The sequence below is a fragment of the uncultured Campylobacter sp. genome (assembly GCF_938015785.1).
Classification (GTDB): domain Bacteria; phylum Campylobacterota; class Campylobacteria; order Campylobacterales; family Campylobacteraceae; genus Campylobacter_B.
The window spans coordinates 1-25,540 of record NZ_CALLWC010000068.1; the positions used below are offsets into that span (position 1 = coordinate 1).

A 25,540-nucleotide genomic window follows, 5' to 3' on the forward strand; every position below is an offset into this window, starting at 1 on the left:
GTAACCGCGCTCAAATTTGTTGTTGTGATAAACGATGTCGCCCGCAAGATAGGTCGGGCGCGCATCCTCGCGGATGACGACGCGATCCTTTTCGTCGCCGAGCTGCGATGAGCGGATCCAAATTTTACCCTCCTGCTCATACATCTTACCGCTGCGCTCAAGCTTCTTAATCGTAGGCTCAAGCTCGCCGTAGAGGCTCTTTTCGCTAGCCCAGTTTTGGATATGAATGCCCGCGTCTGCGAGATCTTTTCGGATAATCTTTAGCACTTCGTCCTTAGCAAACTCCGCAAGGATCAAAACGCGCGATTCGTCGCGGAAAATTTCATCGCCGAGCTCGGCGCGCGCAAGAGGGATGATCTCGTCGATATACTCGCCGCGGTAGTATTTCTCGGGGTAGCTCACGTCCTCGCCCGCGAGCTCGCGCGCACGAAGCGCGATCGAAGCGCCCAAAAGCTCGATCTGATTGCCCGCGTCGTTGATGTAGTACTCGGTATCGACGCGGTGCCCCAGATAGCCGCCGATACGCGCGAACGTATCGCCGTAAACGGCGCCGCGCACGTGTCCGATATGAAGCGGACCAGTCGGATTGGCGCTGATGTATTCAAGCAGAATTTTTTGCGGCATAGCGGCGGAATTCCGCGCCTCATCGCAATTCGATGCTGCGAGGGAATTTGACGCCGCTTCGGAATTCTGCGAAATAAAATTTTGCCTAGCATCGGAATTCTGCGATTTGGCGGTGTCGTTGCCTCTCGCAGCTAGATTTGCAGCACAGCCTTTGCTAGCAGGCTCACTCGCGTAAATCCTTTCCGAAGCCGGTAAAATTCCGCGTCCGAGCTCGGCATCATTTTTCGCAAAATCGCCGCCCAGTTTAAGGGCATCTTCAGCAAGTGCGCCCAACACAGCGGGCTTTAGATGAAAATTTAGATAGCCGTTCACCGCCGTGGCGCTTAGAATTTCGCTATCTTTAAATTTAGCCGCAAGCTCCTCGGCGATAAGCTTTGGCGCCTTTCGCAGCTCCTTAGCCAGCGCAAAAGCCTCAGGCGAGGCGTAATGAGCCAAACTTTTATCTTTTGGTTTTTCTAAAACGACTTTGCGAGATAAAATTTTAAAAATTTCGTTTAAGACTAAATTTTTCAAATCCTTTACGCCTTTTTAGTATCGCTGATTTCGGCGTCTTTAACCTCTTGCTCCATCTTTTTCTCGACCTTTTGCGGTTCGTCGTCCTCTTCCATCTCTTTTTTAAAAGTCTTTATGCCCTTGCCCACACCCTTTGCGAGCTCAGGGATCTTTTTAGCTCCGAAAAGTAACACGATAATCGCTAAGATAATTAGCAGTTGTTGAACGCTTACGCCCATTTTTTCTCCTTTAAATTTTCCAAATTTCGATTAGCTTGCCTATGTCGCGGCTTGCCGTTTCTAGTTTGATAGTTTTATAGATTGATCTTAAATTTTCATACGCCGCTTCCAGGCGGTCGTTTATTATGAAATAATCATACTCGCCTAGGCGCTCCATCTCCTCTTGCGCGTTTTGCAGGCGTAAAGCAATATCGGCAGGATCATTATCGCCGCGAGCGCGTAACCTATCTCTAAGCTCCGACAAGCTCGGCGTAGTAATAAATACGCTAGTAAGCTCGCTTTTAGGCACTTTGCTACGCACGATCTCATATCCTTGCACATCGATGTCAAAAATCACGATCTTGCCCTGCTCAAGCTCGCTAGTAGCGGCTTTTAGCGAAGTACCATAGTATTTGCCGTGGACCAACGCCCACTCTAAAAACTCTCCGCGCTCGATGCCTGCGCGAAACTCGCTCTCGCTTATGAAATGATAATTCACACCATCCGCTTCGTCCGCACGCATTTCGCGCGTCGTAGAGGAGATCGAGAAGTATATCTGCTCGCCGAATTCTGTGATAAGACGCTTTATAAGCGTGCTTTTGCCGCTGCCGCTTGGACCGGAGACGAGCAAAATTTTGCCTTTCACTATCTATCTCCAAACGATATGTCGATATTGATCTTAAAGTCCTTCAGCGCGTCTTTAGCGTCCTTACTGCCAGCAAATTTCTCGATCGTGTTTGCGATGCCCGCTTCTAGATCATCGCGCAGTTTGGTTTTCAGCTCCTCGGCGCTCGGTTTTTTACCGTGCTCGTTACGCAGCGACTCGCTTTTGGCGCTAGGCCCTAACTCGCTTGCCATAAGGCTGGCAAACTCCGCCGCAGCCGAAGCAGCAAGCTCATTTGGCATAGCTTGTGCGCCAAATTTCATCTCATTTACCTGCTCGGACGCACCAAATTTATGCGCTTTAAATTCGGTGCGCTCCGAAGGCTTTGAAGCATTAAATTTTATCTGCTGCGCGGCGCTCTTTGCGAGCTTGTCGGATTTAAATTGCTCGCTATCAGCGGAGCTTGCGGCAAACGAGTTTGCGAAATCGCCCTCCATAGCGCGCAAAAATCCGTCCGCAAACCCGCCGGCAACGCTATTGGCTTGCTCGCTTTGCTTCGGTAAATCCGAGGCATCTAATATGTGCGGCAAGTTTAGCTCCGAAAAATTTGGCGCAGGAGTGAAATTTGTAGTCCCGGTATTGCTAGAATTTGCAGAAGCTGCGAAATTTGCGCCAATTGAATTCCATGCTTCATTATGAGCAGACATAGGCGTATTCTGTGCAAGTCCGCCAGTAAATTCCATACTTTGAAACGGAACGGCGTTATAAAGATTTTCGCGAGGTATATCGCCCGCACCCGCTAACGCAATCGGCGTATCTGAAGCGACCTCGTATTGAGACGAAATTTGCGTTTTTTGAAAATCCGTAGCCGCTTTATTTTTATCATGCGCAGATCTTTTATCCTCTTTTTCATCAGAAGCAAACGCAGCCGCGGCGAAATTATCATATCCGCCAAACTCCTCCACGGGCATGCCAGCGCTATCGAAAAGCCTAGAAAAATCCATATCAAATCCACTGTTAACAGACGCGCCAGCTGCATCTTGCACTACTTGCGAGGCAGAATTTTTTTCATCTGTTTTATAGGCAAATGAGCCGTCTGATTCATGCTGTTTAAGCGTAACATCCACAGAGTCTTTCGCTTCCTCTAGATTAGGCGCAGCGTCTGCCTTTTTTTCAACGGCAATTTCATTAGAGCTGCCAGCTCTTTGCGGCTCGTCTTGCTGCGCAAGCGGTAAAGTTTCGCTTGCCCGTGTGGCGGGAATTTCATCTTCTGTCTGCGATTTATTTGTTTTGAAATTCTTAGGATTTTCATCATCTAGCGCCGCTAGAGCTATCGGAGCGTCATCTTTTACGAGTGGAATTTCATCTTGAGGTGCGTGATTACCTTCGGCGGGTTCGCTTGTGCTGATACTATTTAGCGGTACATCCTCAGGGATATCGCTAGCAACTAAGTTTAGAGGCATATCATCTGCGATATTATCCGCAATCTTTTCTGCGATGGCGTTAAGCGGCGTATCATCGGCGATGGTGTCCGCAAGAGCTGCTTCATCTGCAAGCTGTGAGAGTGGAATATCATCTGCGATCTCGTCCGTGCGCGGCATATCGCCTACCAACTGCGAAAGCGGCACATCATCTGCAATCTCGGGCGCTATATCGTTTGCCAGCTGTGAAAGCGGTATATCCTTGCCGGAGTCATAAAAGTTGTCCACGAGCTCTTCAAAATTACTGCCCGAAGCGGAATTTGCCTGATCAATCGCATCGATCTCTTTCATCACAGAGCTTGCATCGGCAAATTCCTGAGCCATCTTCTGCTTAGCTTGAGCACTCATCGTCTGCAGCGAAAACTCGCTGATAAACGTGATGAGCTCAAGCGGCGAAAAAGGCTTGCTCAAAGTATACCTAGCCCCGCTCGGAGATACGTTTTTGGGAGTCAAAAATAAAGTTTTATGAAGATCAAAATTTGAAATATCGTCGCCCGGTTCGTAGTTTTTTATAGCCAAATCGTATTCGCTCTCGTCCGCGCTATAATCCACCAGATCCGCCCCGATGCGCTCGCAGCAAATATTTACGACACTTGCAACCTGCTCATTGTGATTGTCAAGTAAAATTTTCATTTATGGCCTTTTGGAAAAATTTTACTTATTTTAAGATATTTTTGGTTATTAATTGCTTATATTTCTGCTAAATTTCGATCGTTTATGCGATAAACTTTGCTGCATTTTTGCGCCAAGCCCTCATCGTGCGTGACCAAAACTAGCGCGCCGCCGCTGTGTGAAACATACTCAAAGATCACGTCCATGACCTCGTTTGCGGTATCCTTGTCTAAATTTCCAGTAGGTTCGTCGGCAAAAATTATGCGCGGCTTTTTGCAAAGTATGCGAGCGATACTCACGCGCTGCTGCTGTCCGCCGCTAAGCTCGCCCACGCCTTGCTTTAAAGTATGTTCGATCTGAAGCTTTTTTAAAATTTCATCATCTATCGCATTATTCGTAAGTTTGGCGGCGAGTTCGATATTTTCACCGGAGGAAAAGCCCTTAAAAAGGTAGTGGGATTGAAATATTATGCCGAAGTCATTGCGGCGGATTTTAAGTCTCTCATCGGAGCTTAGCTCGTAAATACTGCGTCCGCCGTAGATCACTTCGCCCGAATTCGGTTTTAAAAGCGTGCATAAAATATGAAGCAGGGTCGATTTGCCGCAGCCGCTAACGCCCAAAATGGCGATACTCTCGCCCTCCCCAACGCTTAAGCTTACATTTTCAAAGAGCGTATAATCATACGCGTGAGTAAGATTTACGCCCTTTAAAAGTTCCATATTTAGCCGATTTGAGCCGCTACTTCGGCAGCGAAGTCTTCGCTCTTTTTCTCTAGGCCTTCGCCCACTTCGAAGCGGACGTATTTTACGATCTCGATTTTGCCACCTAGTTTTTTAGCTTCTTCCTCGATAACCTGCTCGACGGTTTTCTTATCGTCCATTACGTAAAATTGCCCTAGCAGCGTGAGGCGCTGATCGATCTGGGTATTATCGGCGATGAAGCGATCGATCTGACCCGGCAAAATTTTATCCCAAATTTTTTCAGGCTTATTTTGCTTGCGAAGCTCGTCTTTTAAAGCTTCGATCTCTTTGGCTAAAATTTCATCGCTTAGATGCGCGCGCGAGCCGAACTGCGGGATCTTATGAAGGGGCTTACCTAAGCGCACAAACTCCTCGTTTTCCTTCTCAAACTCACCTTTAAGAGCTAAGAATTCTTTTTCGATAAAATCAGGGTCAAGCTCTTTATAACTGATGACCTGAGGTTTCATCGCGGCTGCATGCATGCAGAGATTTTTTATAAGCTCCTTCGCACCCTCCGCAGTTCGCTCGCTGTCGCAAGCTGCGGCGATGATTACACCTACTCGACCGTTTGAGTGCAGATAACCGTTTACCACGCCGTTTGCGCCCGCCTTAATCGTCTCAAATCTTCTAACGACTAAATTTTCGCCGATCGTAGCGATCTGGCTCTTTAGATGCTCGTCAAATTTAACGCCGTCGATGATGCTGGAATTTAGCTCTTCGACACTGCTAATTCCCTTGGTTTGGATATGTAGGGTGGTATTTTTAACTAAATTTATAAAATTTTGGTTTTTAGCTACGAAGTCGGTTTCGGAATTTATCTCGCTTATGGTGGCGATCTTATGATCCGCGCCCACTTCGACGCTTACTAAGCCCTCGCTAGCTAGGCGGTCGGCTTTTTTAGCAGCCTTTCCGAGGCCCTTTTCGCGAAGCAGATCGACGGCCTTGTCCATATCGCCGTCTGTTTCAACCAAAGCCTTTTTGCAATCCATCATCCCCGCTCCGGTGCTTTCGCGGAGCTCTTTTACCATTTGCGCGCTGATTTCCATTACTCTTCGTCCTCGCTTACGTCAAAATCCTCTTCGCTCATCGCCTCGGCTACGACTTCCTCTTTCTCCTCGTCGCTGACGGCTTCGCTCTGCTCGACATCCTCGCTTGCGTCTTGATCGCGAAGTGCCTTGCCTTCGTTGATCGCCTCAGCCATCTCTTGGCAGAAAAGCTGAACCGAGCGGATCGCATCGTCGTTGCCGGGGATCGGGAAATCGACTACGTCCGGATCGCAGTTCGTATCCAAAGGCGCGATAACCGGCATTTTTAGGCGGTTAGCTTCCGCTACGGCGATCTTTTCTTTAACCACGTCGATGACGAAGATCATATCGGGAAGACCCTTCATATTGCGAATGCCGCCTAGATAAAGCTCGAGCTTCTCTTTTTTGCGGCGAAGCATTAGCGCCTCTTTTTTAGTTAGTAAATTTATCGAGCCGTCCTCTTCCATAGTCTCGATTACTTCGAGCTTGCGGATCGATTGCTTGATAGTGGAAAAATTCGTCAGCATGCCGCCTAGCCATCTGTGGCTCACATAAGGCATGCCGCATTTTTCGGCGTACTCTTTTAGCGTCGCGCCGGCTTGCTTTTTGGTGCCTACGAAAAGTATCGTCTTGCCCTCGGCAGCCGCGTCGCGCACGATATTATAAGTGTAGCGGAAGTAGCGGATAGTTTTTTGTAGATCTATGATATAGATACCTTTTCTCTCGCCGAAAATGAATTTTTTCATCTTCGGATTCCATCTGCGCGTTTGGTGTCCGAAATGAACGCCGCACTCTAGCAAATCTCTCATTGTTACCATGAGTTTTCTCCTTGTGGGTTGCCCCGAAATTTAGTTTATTCCTCCGCATCCGCCCGTAAATCTACTCTAAATTTACAACTAAATCAAGGATTGATGCGTGTGAAATGAGATTGGAATTATATTTAAAATTTTATTAAAATAAGCTGATTATAAAAAACGAGGGATCAAGAGCGATATATTGACGCAAAGTTTATTATTTCGCCAAGATATCCTTGTAATAAAATTTTTTAATTTTTTATATAGTACATAAAAAATGGTTAAAAATTTTAGGAATCAACAAAGTTCTATCGTTGATTTTTGGCACTTAATACATCAACTTTGATAGGAAATTTTCAAATTCATTTACTATAAATTCATGAGTTTTTGTTTTATCTGCACCATTAATAATATTGATACTATAGACTGTAGCAAATACAGCGAGTTGATTTACGCAAGTTAAAATTGTTGAAATTTGTCGTCCATATGCCATATAAATCAAAGCTGATACAAATCCATCGTTCTCAGAATATTTTCTAATAACATGCGCCTTAACTTCATTGTCAATTTCGCCATTTAAAATTCCACAAATTTTAAATGCAATGTCAATAAAGTAGCATATGTAAGCCATATCTGTATCGTCATAGTCATATTCCAATCTTACTTGCCATTGTGATTCAAAAAAAGGCGCAGACATCGGTAAAATTACTAAATTGTTTTTTAGACCCACGCAAAAGCGTATCTATAACAAGATTTGAAATTCTAACTTTGCCAAGCTTAAAGCCATAGAATTCATCTAAAAATTCTATAAAAATATTTTTGGCTTCAACTTTATTCTTAAAAAATCTTTCAAAGTCCATATTTTATCCTTATTTTAATCTTAGATTACGTAATACTCAGATACCGAGCAATTCGAATTCGGTTTTTATAAAATTCGTGACATCGCCGTTAGCTGCAAGAGTACAAGTTATAAAAATTTGTTTAATCAGTTTCAATTGTTCATCGGCACATTTGTAATTGCACCTTTTAACTACTTTAAGTACAATTCTTTTATATGCATCTATTGACGAAAACAAATCAATAGTACGTATACCCTTGCTTTCCAATAGTATTGTCAATAAAATTGCCTCTTTTTCAAGATTTTGATCTATTTCAGAATATTTATCAGATATTTTCATTGTATCATCTATATTTTCTCTATCTATATCTATGCTGCTAGTAGTATCATCTTCATTATTATTTTTCACATTATAACTAATTGCCCAAACTATCATAACTAAAATTATAACAAATATGATATCTCCCATAAAATCCTCCTAATAAAAAATGACTGATTAGAAATTTGGAAAATCAGATATAATACGATCATAATCGCCAATTCTATATATTTTCATTATGACTGCGATTATGGCGTATGAAAAAAACTGCACCGTCAAATGGGTATCTGCCAACGTTAGCATACATTCCCCATCGGTTGATGTTCTTATACACATTGTAGTGATAAAATTTTGTCGTAAATTCATCTGCATATCAAGCAATATATCACCCGCAACAGTATCATATGTCATAAGTGGTACTTGATATTTATCCTTTGAAATTCCGCTATCCTCACAAAATCTTAACGATATACGATCATCGCTATGATGATAGGGCATAATTGCCCATAAATAAATTCTTCAGCATCTGATTTGCTATTAAATTCATGTATGATCTTTTCGAAAGCAATTTGAACATATGATGGGATTAGTAGTATCATTTTGGCTTCTAATATCTCTTTTAAAATTTTTATATTTTCCATAATTTGCATCCAAATTTTAAAATTTCTAACTATAGTTAGTTGATAGCGGATTATAATCCAAATATACTTATGGTTAGTTTAATTATAGGTAGGCGTATTTGAAGGATTGCACGATAACCGATGAGAAGATGGACGCTATTTACAAGGCTATCGGCGAGAATGTCAAGCGCATAAGAACAGCAAAAGGTGTTTCGCAGCTTTCGCTCGCCCTAGCCATCGGACACAAAGCCGTAGGAACGATCTCAATGGCTGAACTTCATATCAATAAAAAACATTTTAATATCGAGCATTTGATAAAAATAGCAGATGTTTTGGAAGTAGATATTTCGGAATTTTTTGTTTTTGATCCACAGCTCTAAATTGATTAAATTTTATTCATCACAAAGCCGCAGAAGCGCCCCGTAACGCCGTCTCTGCGGTAAGAAAAATGTCGCTCGCTCTCGAAGGTGCAGCGTGGATCAAATTTAACGCTTCGCACTCCCGCAGCCGCGAGCTCGTCGCGCAGAGCGGCGTTCATATCGAAATGCCCCTGCGTTTTATAGCGCTCAAACTCGCCCAGATCAAGCCCGCCAAGTTCGTAGTTTCGTGCTTTAATATTCGCGCCCACGAATACTTTCAGCTCCGCAGCGACGCAGCCAAAGCGCTCGCTCATCAAATTTATCGCATTGGCGCAGATCTGCCCTATCACGCCCGCGCGCCCCGCATGCACCGCAGCGACCACACCGCGCCGCTCGTCCGCGATCAGCACGGGCGAGCAGTCCGCTACCAGCACGCACAGCGCCACGCCGCGCAGATCGGTCACGAGCCCGTCGCAGGGCGGGATTTCATCGCTACCTGCGCGTAAAATTTCAACTTTGTTTGAGTGGATTTGGCGCATAAATTTTAAATTTTGCGGTCCGATACCGAGCGCGGCGGCTAAAATTTCGCGGTTTTGCGCGACGTTTTGCGGATCGTCGCCTACGTGATCCCCTAAATTTAGACTTGCGTAAGCTCCGCCGCTTACGCCTCCTTCGCGCGTGCTAAAGCCCGCCAGCACGCCGCGTCCGTCCAATACAAACTCAAGATTTTCTCTGCAAATTTCGATTTTAGTCATCGCGCGCCGCTTAATACAGGCTCAAAATTTTATCTACCGCGTCCCACGAAAGCCCGTCTTGCTCGCCATCGGCGCTAGCGTCGTGCGCTGCAACAGTACCGCGACTGCCGAGCTGTCCGCCGGCAAAGCCCAGCTGCGCCGCGACGTATCGCGCGAGCAGATCCGTCTCGATATTTACGCGGCGCCCGATTTTGTAGGTTCCAAAGAGCGTATCTTTAAGCGTGAGAGGGATGATCGTAAGGCGAATGGCGCAGCTCTGCGCTTCGCTCTTTAAATTTACGCCCAATGAGCTCGGATCGCAAACGGAATTTGAATCGCTAGAATTTGCGCCGAACGGGTCTTTGTGAGTAAAATTTCCACCCTCAAGCACTTCGTTGATCGTTAGGCTCACGCCATCGATCGCTACCGAGCCCTTCGGCGCTAGCAGCGGCGCTATATGCAGCGGCGCGCGGATAAAAAAATCGACGCCGCTTGCAAGCTTTGAAATTTTATAAATTTCGCCCACGGCATCGACATGTCCTTGGATCAAATGCCCGTCTATGCGATCCCCAATCCGCATCGCGGGCTCGATATGCACAGGGCCGCGCAGGTTTTGTGCGGCGATGACGCGCGCCGTCTCGCTCGAAAGCTGCACCGCAAATCCGTCCGCAAAAAGCCGCGTCACGCTCAAGCACGCGCCGTTTACCGCAACGCTATCGCCAAGCGCAGGTCGGTATCTCGCGCGCAGTCGCAGCGAATCGCCGCTAAAGCTCGCAACCTGCGCGATCTCTCTGATCAGTCCGTTAAACATTATGAGCCTTTGGAATTTTTACGTGATATTAGCGTAGAATTTTAAAATTTTAAATTAAGCGAAGTTCGGCGAGCACAAAGCCCGCCGAATGAAGTTTGAAATTATTTTTTAGAAACGATGAAATCGGCTAGCGCTTCGATCGATTCGTCGTTGAGCGAAGCTGCTTGACCCTTCATAACGCCCATCATTCCAAATTTTCCCTTGCCCTCTCCCAGAGTGCCGTCTTTGTAGCCTTTTAGGCTAGCGATGATATCTTCCTTGCTTAGGGTGTTTAGCGCAGGTACTTTGCCGCCAAGATAAGGCTTCTCGGCGTTAGCTCCATGACAGGCCACGCATTTTTTATATAAAGTAGCGCCATCAGCGGCGAATACACTCGAACTAAACGCCGCAACCGCAGCACATGCAATAAGAACTTTTTTCATTCCTATCCTTTCTTTTTAAATTGTGGGTGCAGTATAATCAAAATTTAGTAAATTTCGGCTAAATTTTTGCAATTTGCGCCAAAGAGGCAAAATTCTATCTACTGCAAACTTTAGCATAGGGGCTTGAAGCGGAATTTACGCTGTAAAATTTTAAGCGAATTTCACCTTGCCACTTAAATTTCAATTGTGGAATTTCGTAGCAAAATCCTAAGGCTAATTTCATCTAGATGTCAAATTCCATCGCGAAATTCTGCGTAGAATTTTAAAATTTAACTGCTTTACTTTATGCGCGAAATTTCGCCGCCTTGCATCTTATAAATTTTATCTGCGGCGCCGAAGTATTTATCATCGTGCGAGATCGCAAATATCGTGTATCCGCGCGATTTCAGCTCCGGTAAAATCCGCTCGTAAAACTCCGCGCGAAACTGCGGATCGAGATCGGCGGCAAACTCATCGAGCATCAAAAATTTTCGCCCGTCCATCAGCACGCTTACGAGCGCCAAACGCTTGCGCTGCCCGCTAGATAAGCTCGTTGTGCTAAATTTAGCTCCCTTTAGCTCAACCTTATCCTGCAGGTGCGTGAGCGCCAGCCACTCGCGCGCGATATCCGTATCGCCCGTAGCGTAGTCGAAGAGATAAAAATCGCTAAAAACCGCGCTTATGTTGTTGCTGTAGGCGCGCAGATCAGAGGGTTTAAGGGCCGCGCCGTCGGCTAAAATTTCGCCCGCTTGCGGCGTATAAAGGCCCGCTAAAATCATAAAAAGCGTCGATTTGCCGCTGCCGTTTTCGCCGATTAAAAACACCGTCTCGCCCGCATTTAGCTGCAAGCTTACCCCCTTGATACCGAATTTCCCGCCGGGGTACGAAAAGCCCACGTCTTTAAGCTCCAGGCTGCGCCACGGCTGCATTTGCGCAAGCTCAAAGCCCTGCACGAACGGATCTAAATTTAACTCTTTGATCTTTGCGTAGGCGATCTTTGCGCGCAGCACGCTAGGAAGCGAGAATATGAGCATCATCAAAGGCGCACGTAAAAAAAGCACCGTAAGCGCGATCGTTACGGCGTTTGCAAGATCGGCTTTGCCGCCGCTGAGCCCGAAATAAAGCACAAAGCCCACCGCGCCTAGCATCATCACGTTCATAAAATTACTCGCAAACGCGCCGTAAACCTCGGCTCGCAGCGAGCTTTGGCGTAAATTTTGCGCGTTGGGCAAAAAGTCGTTTTCGTATAGGCTTTTTGCTTTGGCTAGGCTTAGCGACAGCTCCTTGTGCCCCTCGATCGCCGCGGCGTAGTTTTTATACAAAACGTCCTCGTTTTGGCGGTACAGATCGTAATTTTGCATGACCTTTTTCATCAAAAAGCGATTAAAAATCATCAGCGCGCCGATCCAGACGAATAAAAACGCAAACATCATAGGTGCAATGTATAGCACGTAGATGCTGCAAAATAGCACTATCATCGCGCCTTGGATCAGCTCGGAAATGCGCATAAAGCCCTCGGTTAGACGCGAAATATCGCTGGAAAGGGATGCAAGCAGGTTCGCCTTCGACGCAGCCTCGATGCGCTCGAACTTCGTATCGATGATCTGCTTGATGATCTTGGTGCGCAGATCGAACACGAAGTCGTTTTCCATCTTGCAAAGCATGATGCGGCTTAGCACCGAAAGCAGCAGAAATATCGCTAATAGCGCGAAAAATAGTGCGATGATGCGCCCGCCTCTTTCGGCGCCGTCAAGTAGATATTTATTGATAAAGCTTAAAATCAAGATCCCCGAGCCGCTGTAGATCGCGTTTAGCGCGAGCATCGAGAGGATTTGTTTGGTATATTTTTTCATCTTTCGCCCCAACAAAATTTGAGCGCAATTGTGGCAAAATTCGCTTGAAAAAACGGTTAAATTTTATATCCGTTCTCATTTCGCGAATAAAATTTTACCAGGACTGCGTAAAATTTCGCCGCCAATCTGCGCGGGATTGCGCCGTAAACATACGCGAAATTTTATCGCGAATCTGCGTTAAATTTCGTTTTGATCACGTACAACTTAGCTAGAGCATGTGAGTTGCCACCAAAGACGACAAAGATGCGGCGACAAACAGTTTGTAAGACTTTTAAAATAAAGATAATGTTTCAAGGTGATATCCATGGCCACAAGCCCATGATGATGTTTTAAATGGAGTTAATATTTATAACTCCCCTAGCGGTAGCATAAAAAAGCCATTTCTCTGGGTATTAGAATTGTAAGTATTTATTATTTTGGATACCTCTTGATATTCGTATGACGTAATCCCTATGTTTAGTATCTCCTGCTGCATCTCTTGCACAAACTCGGTATCATGGCCAAAATCTTGACCTAGACGCTGCAATATAAATTTTGCTTCATCAATTACGTCATAAAGGGCTATTTAGCGCCTTTACGGCCTGTCTATAAGAGTCCTTTGCCACATCCATGCAGTCGTATTTAGTAAATATAACATTTCTCACAAAATCATCGCTAGTTTTTGCTTTTATCAAAAAGGAATACTCGTCATACTCCTGCCGTATCTCTTGTTCTATCATGCTTATGCTCCGCCTTGTTATAAAATATATAACCAAGTAATAGTAAATTTGAGCGTAAGATTTCAATACCTAAAAGAGGAAAAATTAGAATATAGGTCATATGAGTAATATTAATCTAATAAATATTTGATAAGTTTGCCTTTTTCTAAATCAAAATATAAAACATTGAGTCGCATATCATTTTCGTATCTAAATTTCATAGCCTTTTGATTGATACCGCTTATCCTTGGGTAGATGAGATAAAGTTTACTGCACTCATATTTTTTGCCGTAAGCGTATAACTGGTATAGGTCGGTTTGGGATATATCGTATTTTGATTTGATGATCTTCCATTTTGTGTCGGCTATATAATTTCGTTTTTGATGCCTTAAAAATATATCCGGTTTTAGCATAAAGCCTTTGGGTTTTTCTATAAGATGCTTTTGCGAATGCTGCAATATAGCATCCGGAAGCTTTTTCTTTATGAAATTTCCGACATAGCTTTCAAATAGTTTATTCATATCAAAAAGCAAGGCAAAGGCTACATCACTACCTCTATACGGACTAAACGACTTATTTTGTAAAAATATCTTGCTCCATAAAAGCGCTTGTTCATAGTATTTTGTTTGGCGATTTAGTTTTAAGCGGCTAAAGTCCGCGTTTATATCGGAGTTAGATGAAATTTCGTCAAAGATAAATAAATATTCTCTAATAAGCCGTTGATTTCTGCTTGATTTTGAGCGCTTGTATAAAAACTCGAGCGTGCTTTTTATGAGACGATTTTCTGCTCTATCTATGGAAAATTCCTGATAGCAAACGTAAAATCTCTCTTTATGCACGATATTTTTACGTATTTGCTCCGATATTTTAAGCTTTCCTTTTAAAAAATTTAGGTTATCTTTTAGCTCTACATAGTCGCTTTTTATGCCTATTTTTATGAGTTTTGATACTTCGTCGAGGAACATTGATATAAAAATTTCAAGAAGCGGCAAATTTAGGCTTTTTAAATTTGCTATGTTTATATTTTTAAACGGATGACTTTTTAAAGTCTTTAGCATCGTTAGTAAAATCTTTTTAGAATTTTCTATCGCCTCCTCGTTACTACTATTATCGTTGTCGTGGATCTTAGGAAGTATCTCAAGGCTATCGCCGCTTTTTGTCTGGATGATACCGACGTAGTTTTGAGCTTGTAAAAAATCGCCCTTTTTGTCTCTACCGGGCTTTAAAAACTCTACTGCGGCAAAATTTTCTCTAGTAAAGGCATCTACGGCTTTAAATAGATCTTGGTCGTCTTCCGGGCGAAATTTTTCAAACTCTATTAAGTATTTGGTCATTGCTCTTGCGTTTTGTTTTGTTTGTAAATTTTTATATAGTTTTCTGGCTCTTCAAAGGCTTCAAATTTTATCTCATATAAAATTTTATCAGTTTCGTATTCTTTGCCATCCAACACAAGCAATGCTCTATCTTTCTCTTTTTCTTTTATAAACCCATTATCTCCTAGTACCAGCCTTATCTTTTCCCAATCGTCATAAAAATACTCTTGAAGTAGCGGTAAAATTTTATTTTTAAAGATTGAGGCTAGCTCTGATATATCCGCACCGCTTTTTATTGACATAAAATAAGCATGCCCTATCGTGTGGTCTCTGTCGTAAAGATACTCTATACGCTCATTTATTTTTTCAAGCATTTTTTTGAGCTCTATCTTAGTATTAGTTTCGTTTTCTGTTATCTTGATTTTTTCTAAAAGTTCAGGCTGCGGCATCATCTCTATAAACTCAAATCTTCTTCTAAGTGCCGTATCCATAAGGGCTATACTTCGATCCGCGGTATTCATCGTGCCGATTATGTATAAATTTAACGGCACTCCAAATTCCTTTTTTGAATATGGTAACTCAACCATTATCTCATTACTGGCCCCGAGCCTTTTTGAAGGCTCGATTAGCGTTATAAGCTCACCTAAAATTTTAGATATATTTCCGCGATTAATTTCGTCGATTATTAAGACATATTTTTGATCAATACCATTCGTTCCATAATTTTCATATTTCTGGCCCAAAATATCTTGAATAATTATGGGTTCATATGAAGACATTCCATAGGTATCATTATGAAATATAACTTTTATAAATTTATCATAGGATATAGATCTTGATTCATTGCTATTTTGTGGCTTAACCGATATCGAAAATGTATTATTTCTATATAGGCAAAACGACTGTTTATCAGTAGGAGTTTTTAATATTTTTTCAGACGGATTCTTAGAAATAGGCGGTAGTTTATTGACATAGTCGTTATATAATTTTTTAAAGCCATCTTCGGTTAGTTCTTCTTTCGTATTTTTTAGCAATACCTTCTTCTCGCTATTGCCGCTAGCCTCTTTGCAAATTCTTTTAAATACCCCGTCTTTTATATCATACGATATATTTCCACTTTTAGTTTCTGCTTTTATACCTTCTACAAATTCCTCATATCCATAGCTTTGATGAAATGTTACGAATTTTATCCGTCCACTTCGCATATATTCATCAAATTTCTTTTTTAGAATGGCTCTGTCTTCTTTGTCTCCGATATCTCTTTTTTCTATTATCTCGATAGCCTTTTTTATAGTGTTATAAGTTTTACCGGTACCTGGAGGGCCGTATAAAATTTGATTTAATGGGAATTTTGTTTGATCCGCTTTGATCATTTGCTCTACTATTTCTTCTGGATTTTTTAAAAATTTATCATATACCTCCTTGTATACATATTTAAATTTATCAATTAAAGTTTTATAATCTAAGTTGGTTAAATTATCCATATCTTCTACAGCAAAAACTCTATCTTTCATTTTGACAAACCCTTGTATATCAAATTTATCTAATTCTTCACTTAAAAAGTTATACACTTTATCCATTAATTGTCTATTTTTCTCTTTTTTATCGTCAAAACCAATTCCAAAAATGAAACCATTATCCGGTTCTGCAGCGAGATAAATATATAAAAAGCTTTTATTTTCAAAAGGTTGTGCTCTATTCCACATAAAATCCGATATTTTATTTCCATTAGGTAGCCACTTCCCTATTATTGGCTTCGTTAGTTCTTCAAAGATTTCATACGTAAATTTCTTAAAGCTTTCATAAAAAGATCTCAGTTCATCAGAAACATGAGTCATGTTTTTTCTATATTTTCCTTGAAATTCTTTAAAATACTTAAACCCTTTAATTAACTCATCTTGCAACTCTTCGGTCATCTTTTTCTCCTTTAAATTTTAAAGCTGAATACTCTATATTTATAAGGCTTATTCTGCCTACACCCAAATTAAATTTACATAAAATCCTACAACCTTATATAGTTATAAAAATTTCTAATTATTTTTGGATGTTTTAACTTTTTTAGAGCACTTGATTCTATTTGACGGATTCTCTCACGACTAACCCCGCCAAGAACGGCACCAATCTCCTCAAGCGTATATTCTCCACCGCTTCTTATATTTGAATCAAAGGCTGCATTTTTGAGATTTAAGATACTTAAAATCCTTGACAGATCACTATTTATATGCTTTAGTACAAATTTTTGACTTTGACCTAAATTTGGCTCATTTAACAGGCTTTTTACCTTGAGTTTTAGCTGATTTGCTTCATCTAAAAGATTTAAAATTTTAATCTGCATTTTCTTCCTTATATATAAATTTTAATTTGATTTTTCAAGCCCTTGTACAATAAGTATCTTTATCGCTAGCCTTGGTATATTGCTTTACAATCACGTCTATGGCTTTTGCGGAGTCCGTCTTCGTTTAAAACTCATCTCGTAGCTTTAAACATCCTTCCAATGCTATCATTTTTACTCCCTTTTGCCATTTTTAAAGTTGTATCACTTATTTTACCGCAAAATTTAGCTCTAATTCAAGTGGAATATAATCTTAAAATATTATTTAGACTTTCCGCCATAAATTTTTAGAATATTATTGCCAAATCTACTGCAATTTACTATTTCCGCTCTCACTTTTTATAGTTATCATTTTATTTTGCCTTTGATATAGAAATTTTGTTTGATGTAGATGTGCAAAATATCGATCGCGGCGGGCGTTACGCCGCTGATCTCGCTCGCGGCAAACAGCGTCGGCGGCGCAAAGCGATTTAGCTTCTGCACTATCTCGTTGCTAAGCCCTCCGATCTTGCTAAAATCGATCTGCGGCGGGATCGCGACGCCCAGCAGCCCCTTCATCCTCTCGACCTCGGCGCGCTGCATCGCGATGTAGAAATGATACTTGCACTGCGTTAAAATTTCATCCAAAACCTCATCGCTAAAGCCCTCAAAATGCGGCGCCAGAGCAAGCAGGCCCGCCTTTGAAAAGCCGCTTTTGGCTACGATTTTTTGCAAGCTACAGCTTTGTGAAATTGGCTCTGCGCCGATACTTTGCAGAAGGCTAAGCGTCTGTTTTGAAGGGGTAATCTGCGTTTTTAGCAAAAATTCCATTCCGCTCTGCACATCAAGCTTAAATTTGCTCACGCGCTCGTAGCTAGCCTCGTCTAAAAGCCCGATCTCGCGGCCGTATTCGCTCAGGCGTAGCACGGCGTTGCCCTCGCGCAGCAGCAGGCGAAATTCCGCGCGCGAAGTAAACATTCGGTAGGGCTCGTTCGTGCCCTTGGTAACCAGATCGTCGATCAAAACGCCGATATACGCCTCATCCCTGCGCAAAATCAGAGGCTGCCGCCCGTGCAAATCAAGCACGGCGTTGATGCCTGCCATCAGCCCCTGCGCCGCGGCCTCCTCGTAGCCGGTGGTGCCGTTGATCTGGCCTGCCAAAAACAGCCCGCGGATCTTTTTGGTCTCAAGGCTGTGTTTAAGTTCGGTAGGATCGATGAAATCGTACTCGATCGCATAGCCCGGGCGGACGATTTTAGCATTTTCAAAGCCCCTGATCGTGCGCAAAAACGCAATCTGCACGTCGTAAGGAAGGCTCGTAGAAAGCCCGTTTACGTAATACTCCGTAGCCTCGCGCGTCTGCGGCTCGACGAAGACGTGGTGGCGGTCGCGATTTGGAAATTCATAAATTTTAGTCTCGATGCTCGGACAGTAGCGCGGACCCGTGCTTGAAATTTGCCCCGTAAACATCGGCGCGCGGGCGAAATTTTCGCGGATGATCTCGTGCGTGCGCTCGTTCGTATAAGCGATAAAGCAAGCAAGTTGCTTCGGCGCAAAATCTTTGCTGCGAAAGCTAAAAGCGCGCGGATCCACGTCGCCGTCTTGGCGCTCAAGCACGCTAAAATCGATCGTCTTAGCATCGATCCTTGGGCAGGTGCCCGTCTTTAGCCGCCCCATTTGCAGCCCCAAGCTTCGTAGCGATTCGGCCAGCTCGACGCTTGCTAGCTCGCCCACGCGCCCTGCTTGCAGCTTGTTCTCGCCCACGTGAATTAACCCGTTTAAAAAGGTACCGGCGGTGATTATCAGATGCTCGGTCTCATAAACGTTGCCAAGATGGCTCTTAACGCCGCAAACGCGCGGGGCGCCGCCTTGCTCGCAGGTTAAAATTTCGCTCGCGATCTCCTGGCTTATGTCCAGCCCCTGCGTGTTTAGCAGCAAATTTCGCATATAGATGCGGTATTCATCCATATCGATCTGAGCGCGCGAGCCGCGCACCGCAGGGCCCTTGCTCTCGTTTAAAATTCTAAACTGCAACCCGCACGCATCCGCCGCAAGCCCCATCTGACCGCCCAGCGCGTCGATCTCCTTTACCAGATGTCCCTTAGCAAGGCCGCCGATTGCGGGGTTACAGCTCGCAGCGCCGATCTGTTCGGCCAAGATCGTAATTAGCAGCGTCTTTGCGCCCATTTTTGCGGCGGCCAAACTTGCCTCGATGCCCGCGTGCCCGCCGCCCACAACGATAACGTCGTATTTCATTTTTTGCCTTTAAATTTAAAGCCGCAATTTTAGCCAAAATAAAATTTCAAAACGATAAATCGCGCGCAGATGCCGCAGATAGCGGCTCGCTATGTATTTTCATACGCGTAAAATTTTACCGCGCCGCAACTTTGAAGCGATTTTAATTTGCGCCGCCGTAAGCGCACAGACGAGCCGTCCGTAAAAGCTTCGGTACAAAATCGGCGAGCAAGGGCGTAAAATTCCGCGCAAAATTTCTGCGCCAAAATTTCACGCGCGAACTTTGCTTTAAATTTCGCATTGTATAATTACGCATTTTTTCAAAAAGGCTAAGTATTGATAGACAAATTTTATATTTCCGAGCTGAAAGATCGCGTGATAGGCGGCTGCGAGATTGCGAAGGAGGAGGCGCTAAATCTGGCGCGATGCGAGGATTTGGGCGCGCTTTTTGCGGCGGCGGATGAGATCAGGCGCGAGTTCTGCGGCGATAAATTTAATCTTTGCACGATCATAAACGTAAAATCGGGGCGCTGTAGCGAGGACTGCAAATACTGCGCGCAGTCGGCGCATTTTAACACGGGCTGCGAGACTTACGGAATTTTGGGCGAGCAGCAGGTGCTAAGCGCCGCGCTTGCAAACGAAACCGAGCAGACGCACCGCTTCTCGCTCGTCGCCAGCGGGCGCGGAATTTCTCAAAAAAGCTCCGATCTGAGAGCATACTGCGCGATCTATGAACGGCTGCGGAGCGAAACGCGGCTGCATCTGTGCGCCTCGCTGGGAATCGCTTCAAAGCCCGCGCTGGCGCTGCTTAAAGCTAGCGGCGTGCAGACCTATCATCACAATCTCGAGACTTCGCGCAAATTTTATCCGCAGATATGCACGACGCACAGCTACGACGATCGCATCCAAACGATACAAAACTGCCGCGCCGTGGGGCTTGACGTATGTAGCGGCGGGATTTTCGGGCTGGGCGAAAATATGGAGGATCGCATCGATATGGTGCTGCAGCTGCGAGAGCTGGGCGTTAGCTCCGTGCCGATCAATATCCTGACCCCGATCAAGGGCACTCCGCTGCAAAATGCCGCGCCGCTGGCGCACGATGAAATTTTAAAATCGATCGCGATCTACCGCTTCATCTTGCCGCGCGCGTATCTGCGCTTCGCAGGCGGCAGGCGAAATTTGGGCGAGCACGTGCGCACGGCGCTTGGATGCGGCATCAACTCGGCGCTTACGGGCAATTTCCTGACCACCACCGGCGATAGCATCGCAAGCGATAAGGCGCTTGTAGCGCAGTGTGGGTTCGACCTCGCAAAGGGCGCGGATTAGCGGCTGCGGGGAATTAAAGATAAAATTTGAAAGGCAACTGTGAAGTTAAAATTTTTCCTTGCCCTTATTTTGGTCGTCTTGCTTGGAGGTTGCTCGCTGCTCCCGCAGGGCGACGAGGAAGCTTTGTTTGCAACAGGCGCGAACAGATGCGACATCGCAAGCTCGCTAAATAAGAAGCAACCAAACCGCTGCGCGAAGCGGCAAAAAATCGACGCCGAAGTCGCGCAGACGGCGCAAGAGCAAGCGGCATCGCAAGACGCGTTTAATTCATTCAGAGCGAATAGCGCGCAAGCTCAGCAAAGAGCGCAGCAGCAGTATATCGCCACGCAGCAAAGCCTAATGCAACAGCAATCGCAGCAGCAACTGGAGCAGATGCAGCAGCGACAAAATATGAGAAATTTACAAAACGAGCAGAACTGGAACAGGCTGCGTAATCTTGAAAATATAAGCAGCGGCCGGATTTAGCCGTGAATTTTACAATTTGATCTAAATTTTAATTCGCGCGACTTTCATTCTAGATCAATTAGCCTCGGTAAAAATATGATGAAATTTCAGCCAAAATACTACAAAATCAAATGAGGTCTTAAATTTCAAGGGCAGACAGCTGAATGATAGAAAATTTTAATTGATTTTAAGTGATGAAATGGTGACCCACAGGAGATTTGAACTCCTGTTACCGGCGTGAGAGGCCAGCGTCCTAACCACTAGACGAGTGGGCCGCGAGATTAAAAACGAGATGATAGCGAAGTGTATATAAATTTTGGATTAAATTATATAATTTCAACAAAAATAATGCAAAATAAAATTTTCGCCGAAAACTTAAAGCTTTTTGGCATAGCCGTAAATCTTGGTGCTCTAGAGAGTCCGATATGCCGCCCATTCTAGATGCCACATAAATAAGTTCCGTCGTTGCAGCCATAAGCCAAATCGATATCATAAAAGCTTGCTGCGCCTTGCTATCAGCATCAAAAACGCCAATAATTTTATCGCGCTGATTTAAAGCAGGTGATAAAAAGCCATTTAGCATGCCTTGTTATTTGGCTTCTAGGCTTTTTAGATACTCATATACTCTTTTATCCTCATTTTTCCTTGCCCAATCCGATGGAGTTACGCTTTGGTTATGAGAACATCTAGCTTTTGGATCGGCGCCTCTTTCTACTAGATATTTTACGATTTCTAGACTATGAGAACTTGCCGCATAATTTACCATGGAGCATCCGTCGCTATCTTTTGCATTAAAATTTCCGCCGTATTTTTCCAAAAGCTTTACAAGCCTAAAACTCTTCTCATCGTCGTGTTGGCTTCCGAATACACTCATCATCATCGCGCTATCAGTCAGTCTTTTTGCGCACTCTAGCATCGCGCGAAGCGAATTTTCGTTACCTAACATTACCGCCATTTCGATGGGAGTGGTATTTTCATGACCTTTAAAATTCGGATCGCCGCCCATTTCGCAGTATTTTTTAGCATCTTCGGCGTTGTCTGAATATGCCGTTTTGTGAAGCAGCGTTTGTATCTCATCTATACTCAAACTCTCTTCAGTCTTAGGCGTAACGAAAAAGTTTTCGTCGTAAATCTCCTTTAAAGAATTTGTACCGTAGTATTTACCTGGCTCGTCTTTAAAAATCAAATTTATACCATTTAAATCCGTAAGTTCTATAGAGTCGTTTGTTTTTAAATTTATTATCTTGTTAAAGTTAAAAACTAAATCATCCTTTTTAACTCCGCTATCAAAGATGAAAAAGTGACTAAACTCGTAAGGAAATTCGTTTTTGTATTCGGGGTTTGACGCCGGATTTATTCTAGAATCGCCGATTTCTATCTTATCGTGCCCCCATCTTTTGCCGAATATAAATATATTTGTACCCCAGCTTTTTGAAATTTTATCATCGTTCTCGCCCATTACGAAGATATCGTTTCCCCATGGGTCTTCCACATCGCTTCTGCCGCCCGTCAAAATATAGACGTTGTTATTTCCGGGGCAAACTATAGAGTGCCTCGTATCGCTTTCGGCTATAATGATTTCGTCTGAGTTTTGGTTGCAGCGAGAATTTATGTCCCAATATATGGTTTTGCTAAAATTTAAACCCACGTCTTCCAATACGGTGGTATCAAATCCTTGCGTCACTAAAATCTTTTTAGGAAAATATCCTTTCGCTTGCCCATCTTTGATAAATTTTTCCAAGCTTTGAAAGTCGGTTATATTGCCTCCAAAACAGCCGCCGACTACCAAAAACAATATAACGATAAATCTCATATTTGCTCCTCTTTTCGAGATAAAATTTTAAAAATTATACAAAATTTGTAAGCAAAATTTACTAAAAACAGCTCAATTTTAAAAATCAAAAATAAGCTTTTTTAATGCTTATAGTAATGGCACTTGAATAGTTATAAATTTTAAGCTACTCCGCTGCTTTTAAATTTAAAAAGTTAAATCAATTTTAAACAAAATTTGCGTAAAATCCCATTTCCAAATGTATTGCGCGAGCGGCGGCGTCAAATTAGAATTTGCAGCGATGATATCAAATTAAAATTTGCAGCGACTGCGCTAAATTAAAGTGTTTGTAACAATGCCAAGTATGAAGCATTTGCAGCGGTGGCGCTAAATTAAAGTATTCGTAGCGGTTAAATTTAAAGCTCGCGGCGATAATCAAAGCAGCGCCCGCCGCTCATCTGCGCGGCACAAGCAGTGAGCCGCATATTAAAATTTAAGGGGATAAAATGAATAAAGCTTTTCAAAGAGCGAAGCTGCAAGGCACGCTCGGCGCGCTCTGCCTACTGGTCGCAAGCGTGGCGTATTCTATAAAAGGCGAGATCGCGTACTTGGATTCTCAAATCTTAGTGTGGATTTTTGCTTTCACATTCCTTTACCACGCGCTTAAAAACATCCAAAATATCACGGGCCCGCAGGTTTTTATAATCTTCAAATACGCTTACAGCATTGCGCTTGCGGCGCTACTATATTTTTCAGCCATTTATATACTTAGAAGATGTGATTGCAGTAGGCTGCAAATATACGTGCCGTATTTGATTTTTGCGGTTACGCTCTCTTGGATAATTATAAATTTTAAGTTATACGCCGCTACCGGATGCAAGCTTTTTGCCGTATATGCCGCACTACTAATCGCAGATATCGGCGCAGACGTCATCTACAGCATGATGTTCAAAATACCGGCTCCCGCCGCTATAACGATGGGCGTCATAAATTGTATGGAACTGTTAAATTTAATCTTAAATCCATTAGCGTCCGTAGTGCTGCTTCTTGCGTGGTTTAATATGAAAAACTCCGCCGAAGCAAAGGATCTATGGAGCCGGGCGCAGAGATAAAATTTCGCTCGCGTTTATGCTCACGCGTAGTTTAAAATTTAGACCGCGCGACGGCGCTTGTAGAGATAAAATTTCACGCTCGCATGCGCTGTTTCGTCAAAGACACGATCTCTAAAACCCGCCTGCTTGATTATCTACGAAGCGCTAGCCGTGCGCCGCATCGACGCGGCTCTCGACAAAATTAATAAATTTCGCGTCATACGATTACAAGGCCTCTTCGCCGCACTCGTAGCCGAAAATTTTAATCCCCGTATCGCTCTGCTCGTAGCGCAGTGCGGGGATCTTTTGCAGTAGATTTTTTAGCTTTTCCAGATCGTTTTTCCGCCCGCCGTCGAAGGCTCGCGGCACCCATATCCACGCGATCTCGTCGTATGCAAACGAGCCTATCGAAAAACTAGCTCGCTTTGAGCCCGCATCCCATTTGGAGGAGTTTTTGATCGCGTAGAAGTTCGGATAGAGGATTTTTTTGATGATGAAGCATTTGCAAAATTTAAAATCCGCGAAAAACTCCGCCCACGTCGCATCCTCGGTAAAATAGCCCTTCGCGCGCAGGCGTTTTTTCTCTTTGCGCAGCCTGATCGGCTCATAAAATCGCTGCCAAGCCCTCGCACAAGCATCCATAAACGCGAGCATGCGGGCGAAGTAAATTTTAAAAAGCGCTTTGAAAAGTTCCATCTACTTCTCGATCTGCGATTTTAGCGACTTGTCGATTGCGATCTCGTTTGAGTTTATGTCGATCGTTTGAAGCGCCTTGTCCTGGAATATAAATCCGACCTCCTTCGCGCCAAAGCTCTTGGCGATCGCCTCCAGCGTGTCGGTCGCGGATTTATGGATCTTGCCGCCCAGATCGTTGATGATTTTTAGCGAGAGCTGTTTGACTTCGTCCTTGGCGTCGTCGATGAGGCGGTTTTTATCACTCTCGTCAAAGCTCGCGCCGAACAGCCCGTTTAGCGAATCGGGCAGCAAAAACGGCAGCAGCTTGGCGTTTTTCTCGTCGTAAATTTTCATATCTTTGATCGAGTATTTATATTTGCACGGCGGCATCTTGATCTCGTAGCGATCCTCTCCCTGCGGCAGTATCGCAAAGTCGGGACTTAGCAGGTCGTAAACGAACTCGATCTCAAACTCGAAGATGATGGCGATCTGCTTTTTCGTCATCAGCGGCGATACGAGCGAGCCCAGCAGCCCGCTGCCTACGTTTTGCTTGCGCGTGACGATCTCTTTGGAGTAAATTTTAAAAACGCTCAGCTCGCCGATGCTTTTAAGCCGCGTGATGTCGGTGGCGATCTGCGGCTTGCTCGCCTGCTCGCCGCTTTTGCGCATCTTAAAAAACATAAAAACCAAGATGCAAAATATCACTAAATTTAGAAGAAAAGCAAAATTTTCCAAATTTCATCCTTTAAAATTTTATCGGTATTTTAGCAAAATACAGCGCCGATTTGTAGTGTAATTGAAATTTTACGATTTTTGCGGCAAGAAATTTTAAAATCGCAAAAGAAATTTTAAAGAAGCGAGCCGCGATTATAAAATTTAACGCGGACGCAGTCCGCACCACCGCTAGCGTCGTCGGGGGATGGGTGGGGTTTTGGAGCGGGAAGGGGAGCGACCTCGCAAAACGAGCGTAGTGATGCAAAGCTTAAGCCTGGCGGCGTTTCTTGCGAGCGCAGCGAAGCAGAGTAAGTAGTGCCCCTTCCCCCTTAAGAGAAAACGCCGCCACGACCTAAATTCTAGAGGCAGAATTCTACGTAGTAAAATTTTGGAATTTTTAAATTTTAAAAATTTACCGCTACGGAATTCCATGTAGC

Annotated in this window: 25 protein-coding genes, 1 tRNA gene and 1 pseudogene; 4 read left to right on the top strand and 23 right to left on the bottom strand. The window is 43.9% G+C overall.

Annotated features, from left to right (window positions below):
* From argS to Q0393_RS09985, 10 genes are all read right to left on the bottom strand, one after another.
* On the bottom strand, positions 1-1,137 hold a 1,137-nt coding region (gene argS, locus Q0393_RS09940; RefSeq protein ID WP_298979878.1), incomplete at its 3' end, for an arginine--tRNA ligase.
* 5 nt (positions 1,138-1,142) lie between these two features.
* Positions 1,143-1,355, bottom strand: coding sequence for a twin-arginine translocase TatA/TatE family subunit (locus tag Q0393_RS09945; protein WP_295151567.1), 213 nt, complete (start codon positions 1,353-1,355; stop codon positions 1,143-1,145).
* A gap of 10 nt (positions 1,356-1,365) precedes the next feature.
* The gene (gmk, locus tag Q0393_RS09950; RefSeq protein ID WP_298979880.1) at positions 1,366-1,980 is read right to left on the bottom strand and encodes a guanylate kinase; all 615 of its coding nucleotides are present in this window, start codon (positions 1,978-1,980) and stop codon (positions 1,366-1,368) included.
* Positions 1,980-4,052: a hypothetical protein gene (locus Q0393_RS09955; protein WP_298979882.1), complete on the bottom strand. Its 2,073-nt coding sequence runs from the start codon at positions 4,050-4,052 to the stop codon at positions 1,980-1,982. Before Q0393_RS09955 ends, gmk begins: the two co-directional genes overlap by 1 nt.
* Before the next feature lie 56 nt (positions 4,053-4,108).
* Positions 4,109-4,750, bottom strand: coding sequence for an ABC transporter ATP-binding protein (locus Q0393_RS09960; RefSeq protein ID WP_298979884.1), 642 nt, complete (start codon positions 4,748-4,750; stop codon positions 4,109-4,111).
* Between the two features lie 2 nt (positions 4,751-4,752).
* Positions 4,753-5,817: a translation elongation factor Ts gene (tsf, locus tag Q0393_RS09965; RefSeq protein ID WP_298021216.1), complete on the bottom strand. Its 1,065-nt coding sequence runs from the start codon at positions 5,815-5,817 to the stop codon at positions 4,753-4,755.
* Positions 5,817-6,614 (bottom strand): 30S ribosomal protein S2, encoded by a 798-nt coding sequence (gene rpsB, locus Q0393_RS09970; protein ID WP_297880676.1) that lies wholly within the window; start codon positions 6,612-6,614, stop codon positions 5,817-5,819. Before rpsB ends, tsf begins: the two co-directional genes overlap by 1 nt.
* Positions 6,615-6,918: 304 nt before the next feature.
* Positions 6,919-7,248, bottom strand: coding sequence for a hypothetical protein (locus tag Q0393_RS09975; RefSeq protein WP_298979887.1), 330 nt, complete (start codon positions 7,246-7,248; stop codon positions 6,919-6,921).
* Between the two features lie 19 nt (positions 7,249-7,267).
* On the bottom strand, positions 7,268-7,450 hold the full coding sequence (locus Q0393_RS09980; RefSeq protein ID WP_298979889.1) for a hypothetical protein: 183 nt from the start codon (positions 7,448-7,450) through the stop codon (positions 7,268-7,270).
* Between the two features lie 36 nt (positions 7,451-7,486).
* A complete protein-coding gene (locus tag Q0393_RS09985; RefSeq protein WP_298979890.1) occupies positions 7,487-7,897 on the bottom strand; it encodes a hypothetical protein in 411 nt (136 codons plus the stop codon).
* 589 nt (positions 7,898-8,486) lie between these two features.
* Here Q0393_RS09985 and Q0393_RS09990 point away from each other — a divergent pair.
* Positions 8,487-8,747, top strand: coding sequence for a helix-turn-helix domain-containing protein (locus Q0393_RS09990; RefSeq protein WP_298979894.1), 261 nt, complete (start codon positions 8,487-8,489; stop codon positions 8,745-8,747).
* 5 nt (positions 8,748-8,752) lie between these two features.
* Here Q0393_RS09990 and Q0393_RS09995 read toward each other — a convergent pair whose 3' ends face one another.
* The 9 genes and pseudogenes from Q0393_RS09995 to mnmG form a co-directional block, all read right to left on the bottom strand.
* The gene (locus tag Q0393_RS09995) at positions 8,753-9,481 is read right to left on the bottom strand and encodes a polyphenol oxidase family protein (protein ID WP_298979896.1); all 729 of its coding nucleotides are present in this window, start codon (positions 9,479-9,481) and stop codon (positions 8,753-8,755) included.
* A gap of 10 nt (positions 9,482-9,491) precedes the next feature.
* A complete protein-coding gene (locus tag Q0393_RS10800) occupies positions 9,492-10,271 on the bottom strand; it encodes a riboflavin synthase (RefSeq protein WP_367179184.1) in 780 nt (259 codons plus the stop codon).
* A 101-nt stretch (positions 10,272-10,372) separates the two neighbouring features.
* The gene (locus Q0393_RS10010; RefSeq protein WP_297896608.1) at positions 10,373-10,693 is read right to left on the bottom strand and encodes a c-type cytochrome; all 321 of its coding nucleotides are present in this window, start codon (positions 10,691-10,693) and stop codon (positions 10,373-10,375) included.
* A gap of 278 nt (positions 10,694-10,971) precedes the next feature.
* Positions 10,972-12,525, bottom strand: coding sequence for a cyclic peptide export ABC transporter (locus Q0393_RS10015; protein ID WP_298979898.1), 1,554 nt, complete (start codon positions 12,523-12,525; stop codon positions 10,972-10,974).
* Between the two features lie 551 nt (positions 12,526-13,076).
* Positions 13,077-13,244: a hypothetical protein gene (locus Q0393_RS10020; RefSeq protein ID WP_298979901.1), complete on the bottom strand. Its 168-nt coding sequence runs from the start codon at positions 13,242-13,244 to the stop codon at positions 13,077-13,079.
* Between the two features lie 110 nt (positions 13,245-13,354).
* A complete protein-coding gene (locus Q0393_RS10025; RefSeq protein ID WP_298979904.1) occupies positions 13,355-14,557 on the bottom strand; it encodes an McrC family protein in 1,203 nt (400 codons plus the stop codon).
* Positions 14,554-16,452: an AAA family ATPase gene (locus tag Q0393_RS10030; RefSeq protein WP_298979905.1), complete on the bottom strand. Its 1,899-nt coding sequence runs from the start codon at positions 16,450-16,452 to the stop codon at positions 14,554-14,556. The genes Q0393_RS10025 and Q0393_RS10030 overlap by 4 nt, the downstream gene beginning before the upstream one ends.
* An 86-nt stretch (positions 16,453-16,538) precedes the next feature.
* Positions 16,539-16,676: pseudogene (locus tag Q0393_RS10035) on the bottom strand (sigma factor-like helix-turn-helix DNA-binding protein); the annotation flags it as partial.
* 540 nt (positions 16,677-17,216) lie between these two features.
* A complete protein-coding gene (gene mnmG / locus Q0393_RS10040; RefSeq protein ID WP_298979908.1) occupies positions 17,217-19,103 on the bottom strand; it encodes a tRNA uridine-5-carboxymethylaminomethyl(34) synthesis enzyme MnmG in 1,887 nt (628 codons plus the stop codon).
* Positions 19,104-19,418: 315 nt separating this feature from the next.
* Between mnmG and bioB the strand changes: the two genes are divergently transcribed.
* Both bioB and Q0393_RS10050 read left to right on the top strand, forming a co-directional pair.
* On the top strand, positions 19,419-20,408 hold the full coding sequence (gene bioB / locus Q0393_RS10045) for a biotin synthase BioB (protein WP_298979910.1): 990 nt from the start codon (positions 19,419-19,421) through the stop codon (positions 20,406-20,408).
* 39 nt (positions 20,409-20,447) lie between these two features.
* A complete protein-coding gene (locus tag Q0393_RS10050; RefSeq protein ID WP_298979911.1) occupies positions 20,448-20,873 on the top strand; it encodes a hypothetical protein in 426 nt (141 codons plus the stop codon).
* 179 nt (positions 20,874-21,052) lie between these two features.
* On the opposite strand, the gene Q0393_RS10055 is transcribed toward Q0393_RS10050, so the two are convergent.
* A tRNA-Glu gene (locus Q0393_RS10055) sits at positions 21,053-21,127 on the bottom strand.
* A gap of 314 nt (positions 21,128-21,441) precedes the next feature.
* Positions 21,442-22,665, bottom strand: a complete 1,224-nt coding sequence (locus Q0393_RS10060) for an ankyrin repeat domain-containing protein (RefSeq protein ID WP_298979913.1) — start codon at positions 22,663-22,665, stop codon at positions 21,442-21,444.
* Positions 22,666-23,129: 464 nt separating this feature from the next.
* On the opposite strand from Q0393_RS10060, the gene Q0393_RS10065 reads away from it, so the two are divergent.
* Complete coding sequence (locus tag Q0393_RS10065; RefSeq protein ID WP_298979915.1) at positions 23,130-23,735, top strand: hypothetical protein; 606 nt, start codon at positions 23,130-23,132, stop codon at positions 23,733-23,735.
* Positions 23,736-23,939: 204 nt separating this feature from the next.
* Here the strand turns inward: Q0393_RS10065 and Q0393_RS10070 are convergent, their stop codons facing one another.
* Positions 23,940-24,410, bottom strand: coding sequence for a hypothetical protein (locus tag Q0393_RS10070; RefSeq protein WP_298979917.1), 471 nt, complete (start codon positions 24,408-24,410; stop codon positions 23,940-23,942).
* The gene (locus Q0393_RS10075) at positions 24,411-25,124 is read right to left on the bottom strand and encodes a DUF4230 domain-containing protein (RefSeq protein ID WP_298979918.1); all 714 of its coding nucleotides are present in this window, start codon (positions 25,122-25,124) and stop codon (positions 24,411-24,413) included.
* Positions 25,125-25,540: the final 416 nt, after the last annotated feature.

What these genes read in the sequence shown, in the direction of transcription:
- Q0393_RS09985 (WP_298979890.1), bottom strand. Translation starts at nt 7,897, where the DNA reads ATGGGAGATATCATATTTGTTATAATTTTAGTTATGATAGTTTGGGCA.
- Q0393_RS10065 (WP_298979915.1), top strand. Translation starts at nt 23,130, where the DNA reads ATGAATAAAGCTTTTCAAAGAGCGAAGCTGCAAGGCACGCTCGGCGCG.
- Q0393_RS09980 (WP_298979889.1), bottom strand. Translation starts at nt 7,450, where the DNA reads ATGGACTTTGAAAGATTTTTTAAGAATAAAGTTGAAGCCAAAAATATT.
- Q0393_RS10070 (WP_298979917.1), bottom strand. Translation starts at nt 24,410, where the DNA reads ATGGAACTTTTCAAAGCGCTTTTTAAAATTTACTTCGCCCGCATGCTC.
- Q0393_RS10030 (WP_298979905.1), bottom strand. Translation starts at nt 16,452, where the DNA reads ATGACCGAAGAGTTGCAAGATGAGTTAATTAAAGGGTTTAAGTATTTT.
- Q0393_RS09945 (WP_295151567.1), bottom strand. Translation starts at nt 1,355, where the DNA reads ATGGGCGTAAGCGTTCAACAACTGCTAATTATCTTAGCGATTATCGTG.
- rpsB (WP_297880676.1), bottom strand. Translation starts at nt 6,614, where the DNA reads ATGGTAACAATGAGAGATTTGCTAGAGTGCGGCGTTCATTTCGGACAC.
- Q0393_RS09995 (WP_298979896.1), bottom strand. Translation starts at nt 9,481, where the DNA reads ATGACTAAAATCGAAATTTGCAGAGAAAATCTTGAGTTTGTATTGGAC.
- Q0393_RS10060 (WP_298979913.1), bottom strand. Translation starts at nt 22,665, where the DNA reads ATGAGATTTATCGTTATATTGTTTTTGGTAGTCGGCGGCTGTTTTGGA.
- Q0393_RS10800 (WP_367179184.1), bottom strand. Translation starts at nt 10,271, where the DNA reads ATGTTTAACGGACTGATCAGAGAGATCGCGCAGGTTGCGAGCTTTAGC.
- Q0393_RS10010 (WP_297896608.1), bottom strand. Translation starts at nt 10,693, where the DNA reads ATGAAAAAAGTTCTTATTGCATGTGCTGCGGTTGCGGCGTTTAGTTCG.
- Q0393_RS09960 (WP_298979884.1), bottom strand. Translation starts at nt 4,750, where the DNA reads ATGGAACTTTTAAAGGGCGTAAATCTTACTCACGCGTATGATTATACG.
- mnmG (WP_298979908.1), bottom strand. Translation starts at nt 19,103, where the DNA reads ATGAAATACGACGTTATCGTTGTGGGCGGCGGGCACGCGGGCATCGAG.
- Q0393_RS09955 (WP_298979882.1), bottom strand. Translation starts at nt 4,052, where the DNA reads ATGAAAATTTTACTTGACAATCACAATGAGCAGGTTGCAAGTGTCGTA.
- Q0393_RS10015 (WP_298979898.1), bottom strand. Translation starts at nt 12,525, where the DNA reads ATGAAAAAATATACCAAACAAATCCTCTCGATGCTCGCGCTAAACGCG.
- tsf (WP_298021216.1), bottom strand. Translation starts at nt 5,817, where the DNA reads ATGGAAATCAGCGCGCAAATGGTAAAAGAGCTCCGCGAAAGCACCGGA.
- Q0393_RS10025 (WP_298979904.1), bottom strand. Translation starts at nt 14,557, where the DNA reads ATGACCAAATACTTAATAGAGTTTGAAAAATTTCGCCCGGAAGACGAC.
- Q0393_RS10020 (WP_298979901.1), bottom strand. Translation starts at nt 13,244, where the DNA reads ATGATAGAACAAGAGATACGGCAGGAGTATGACGAGTATTCCTTTTTG.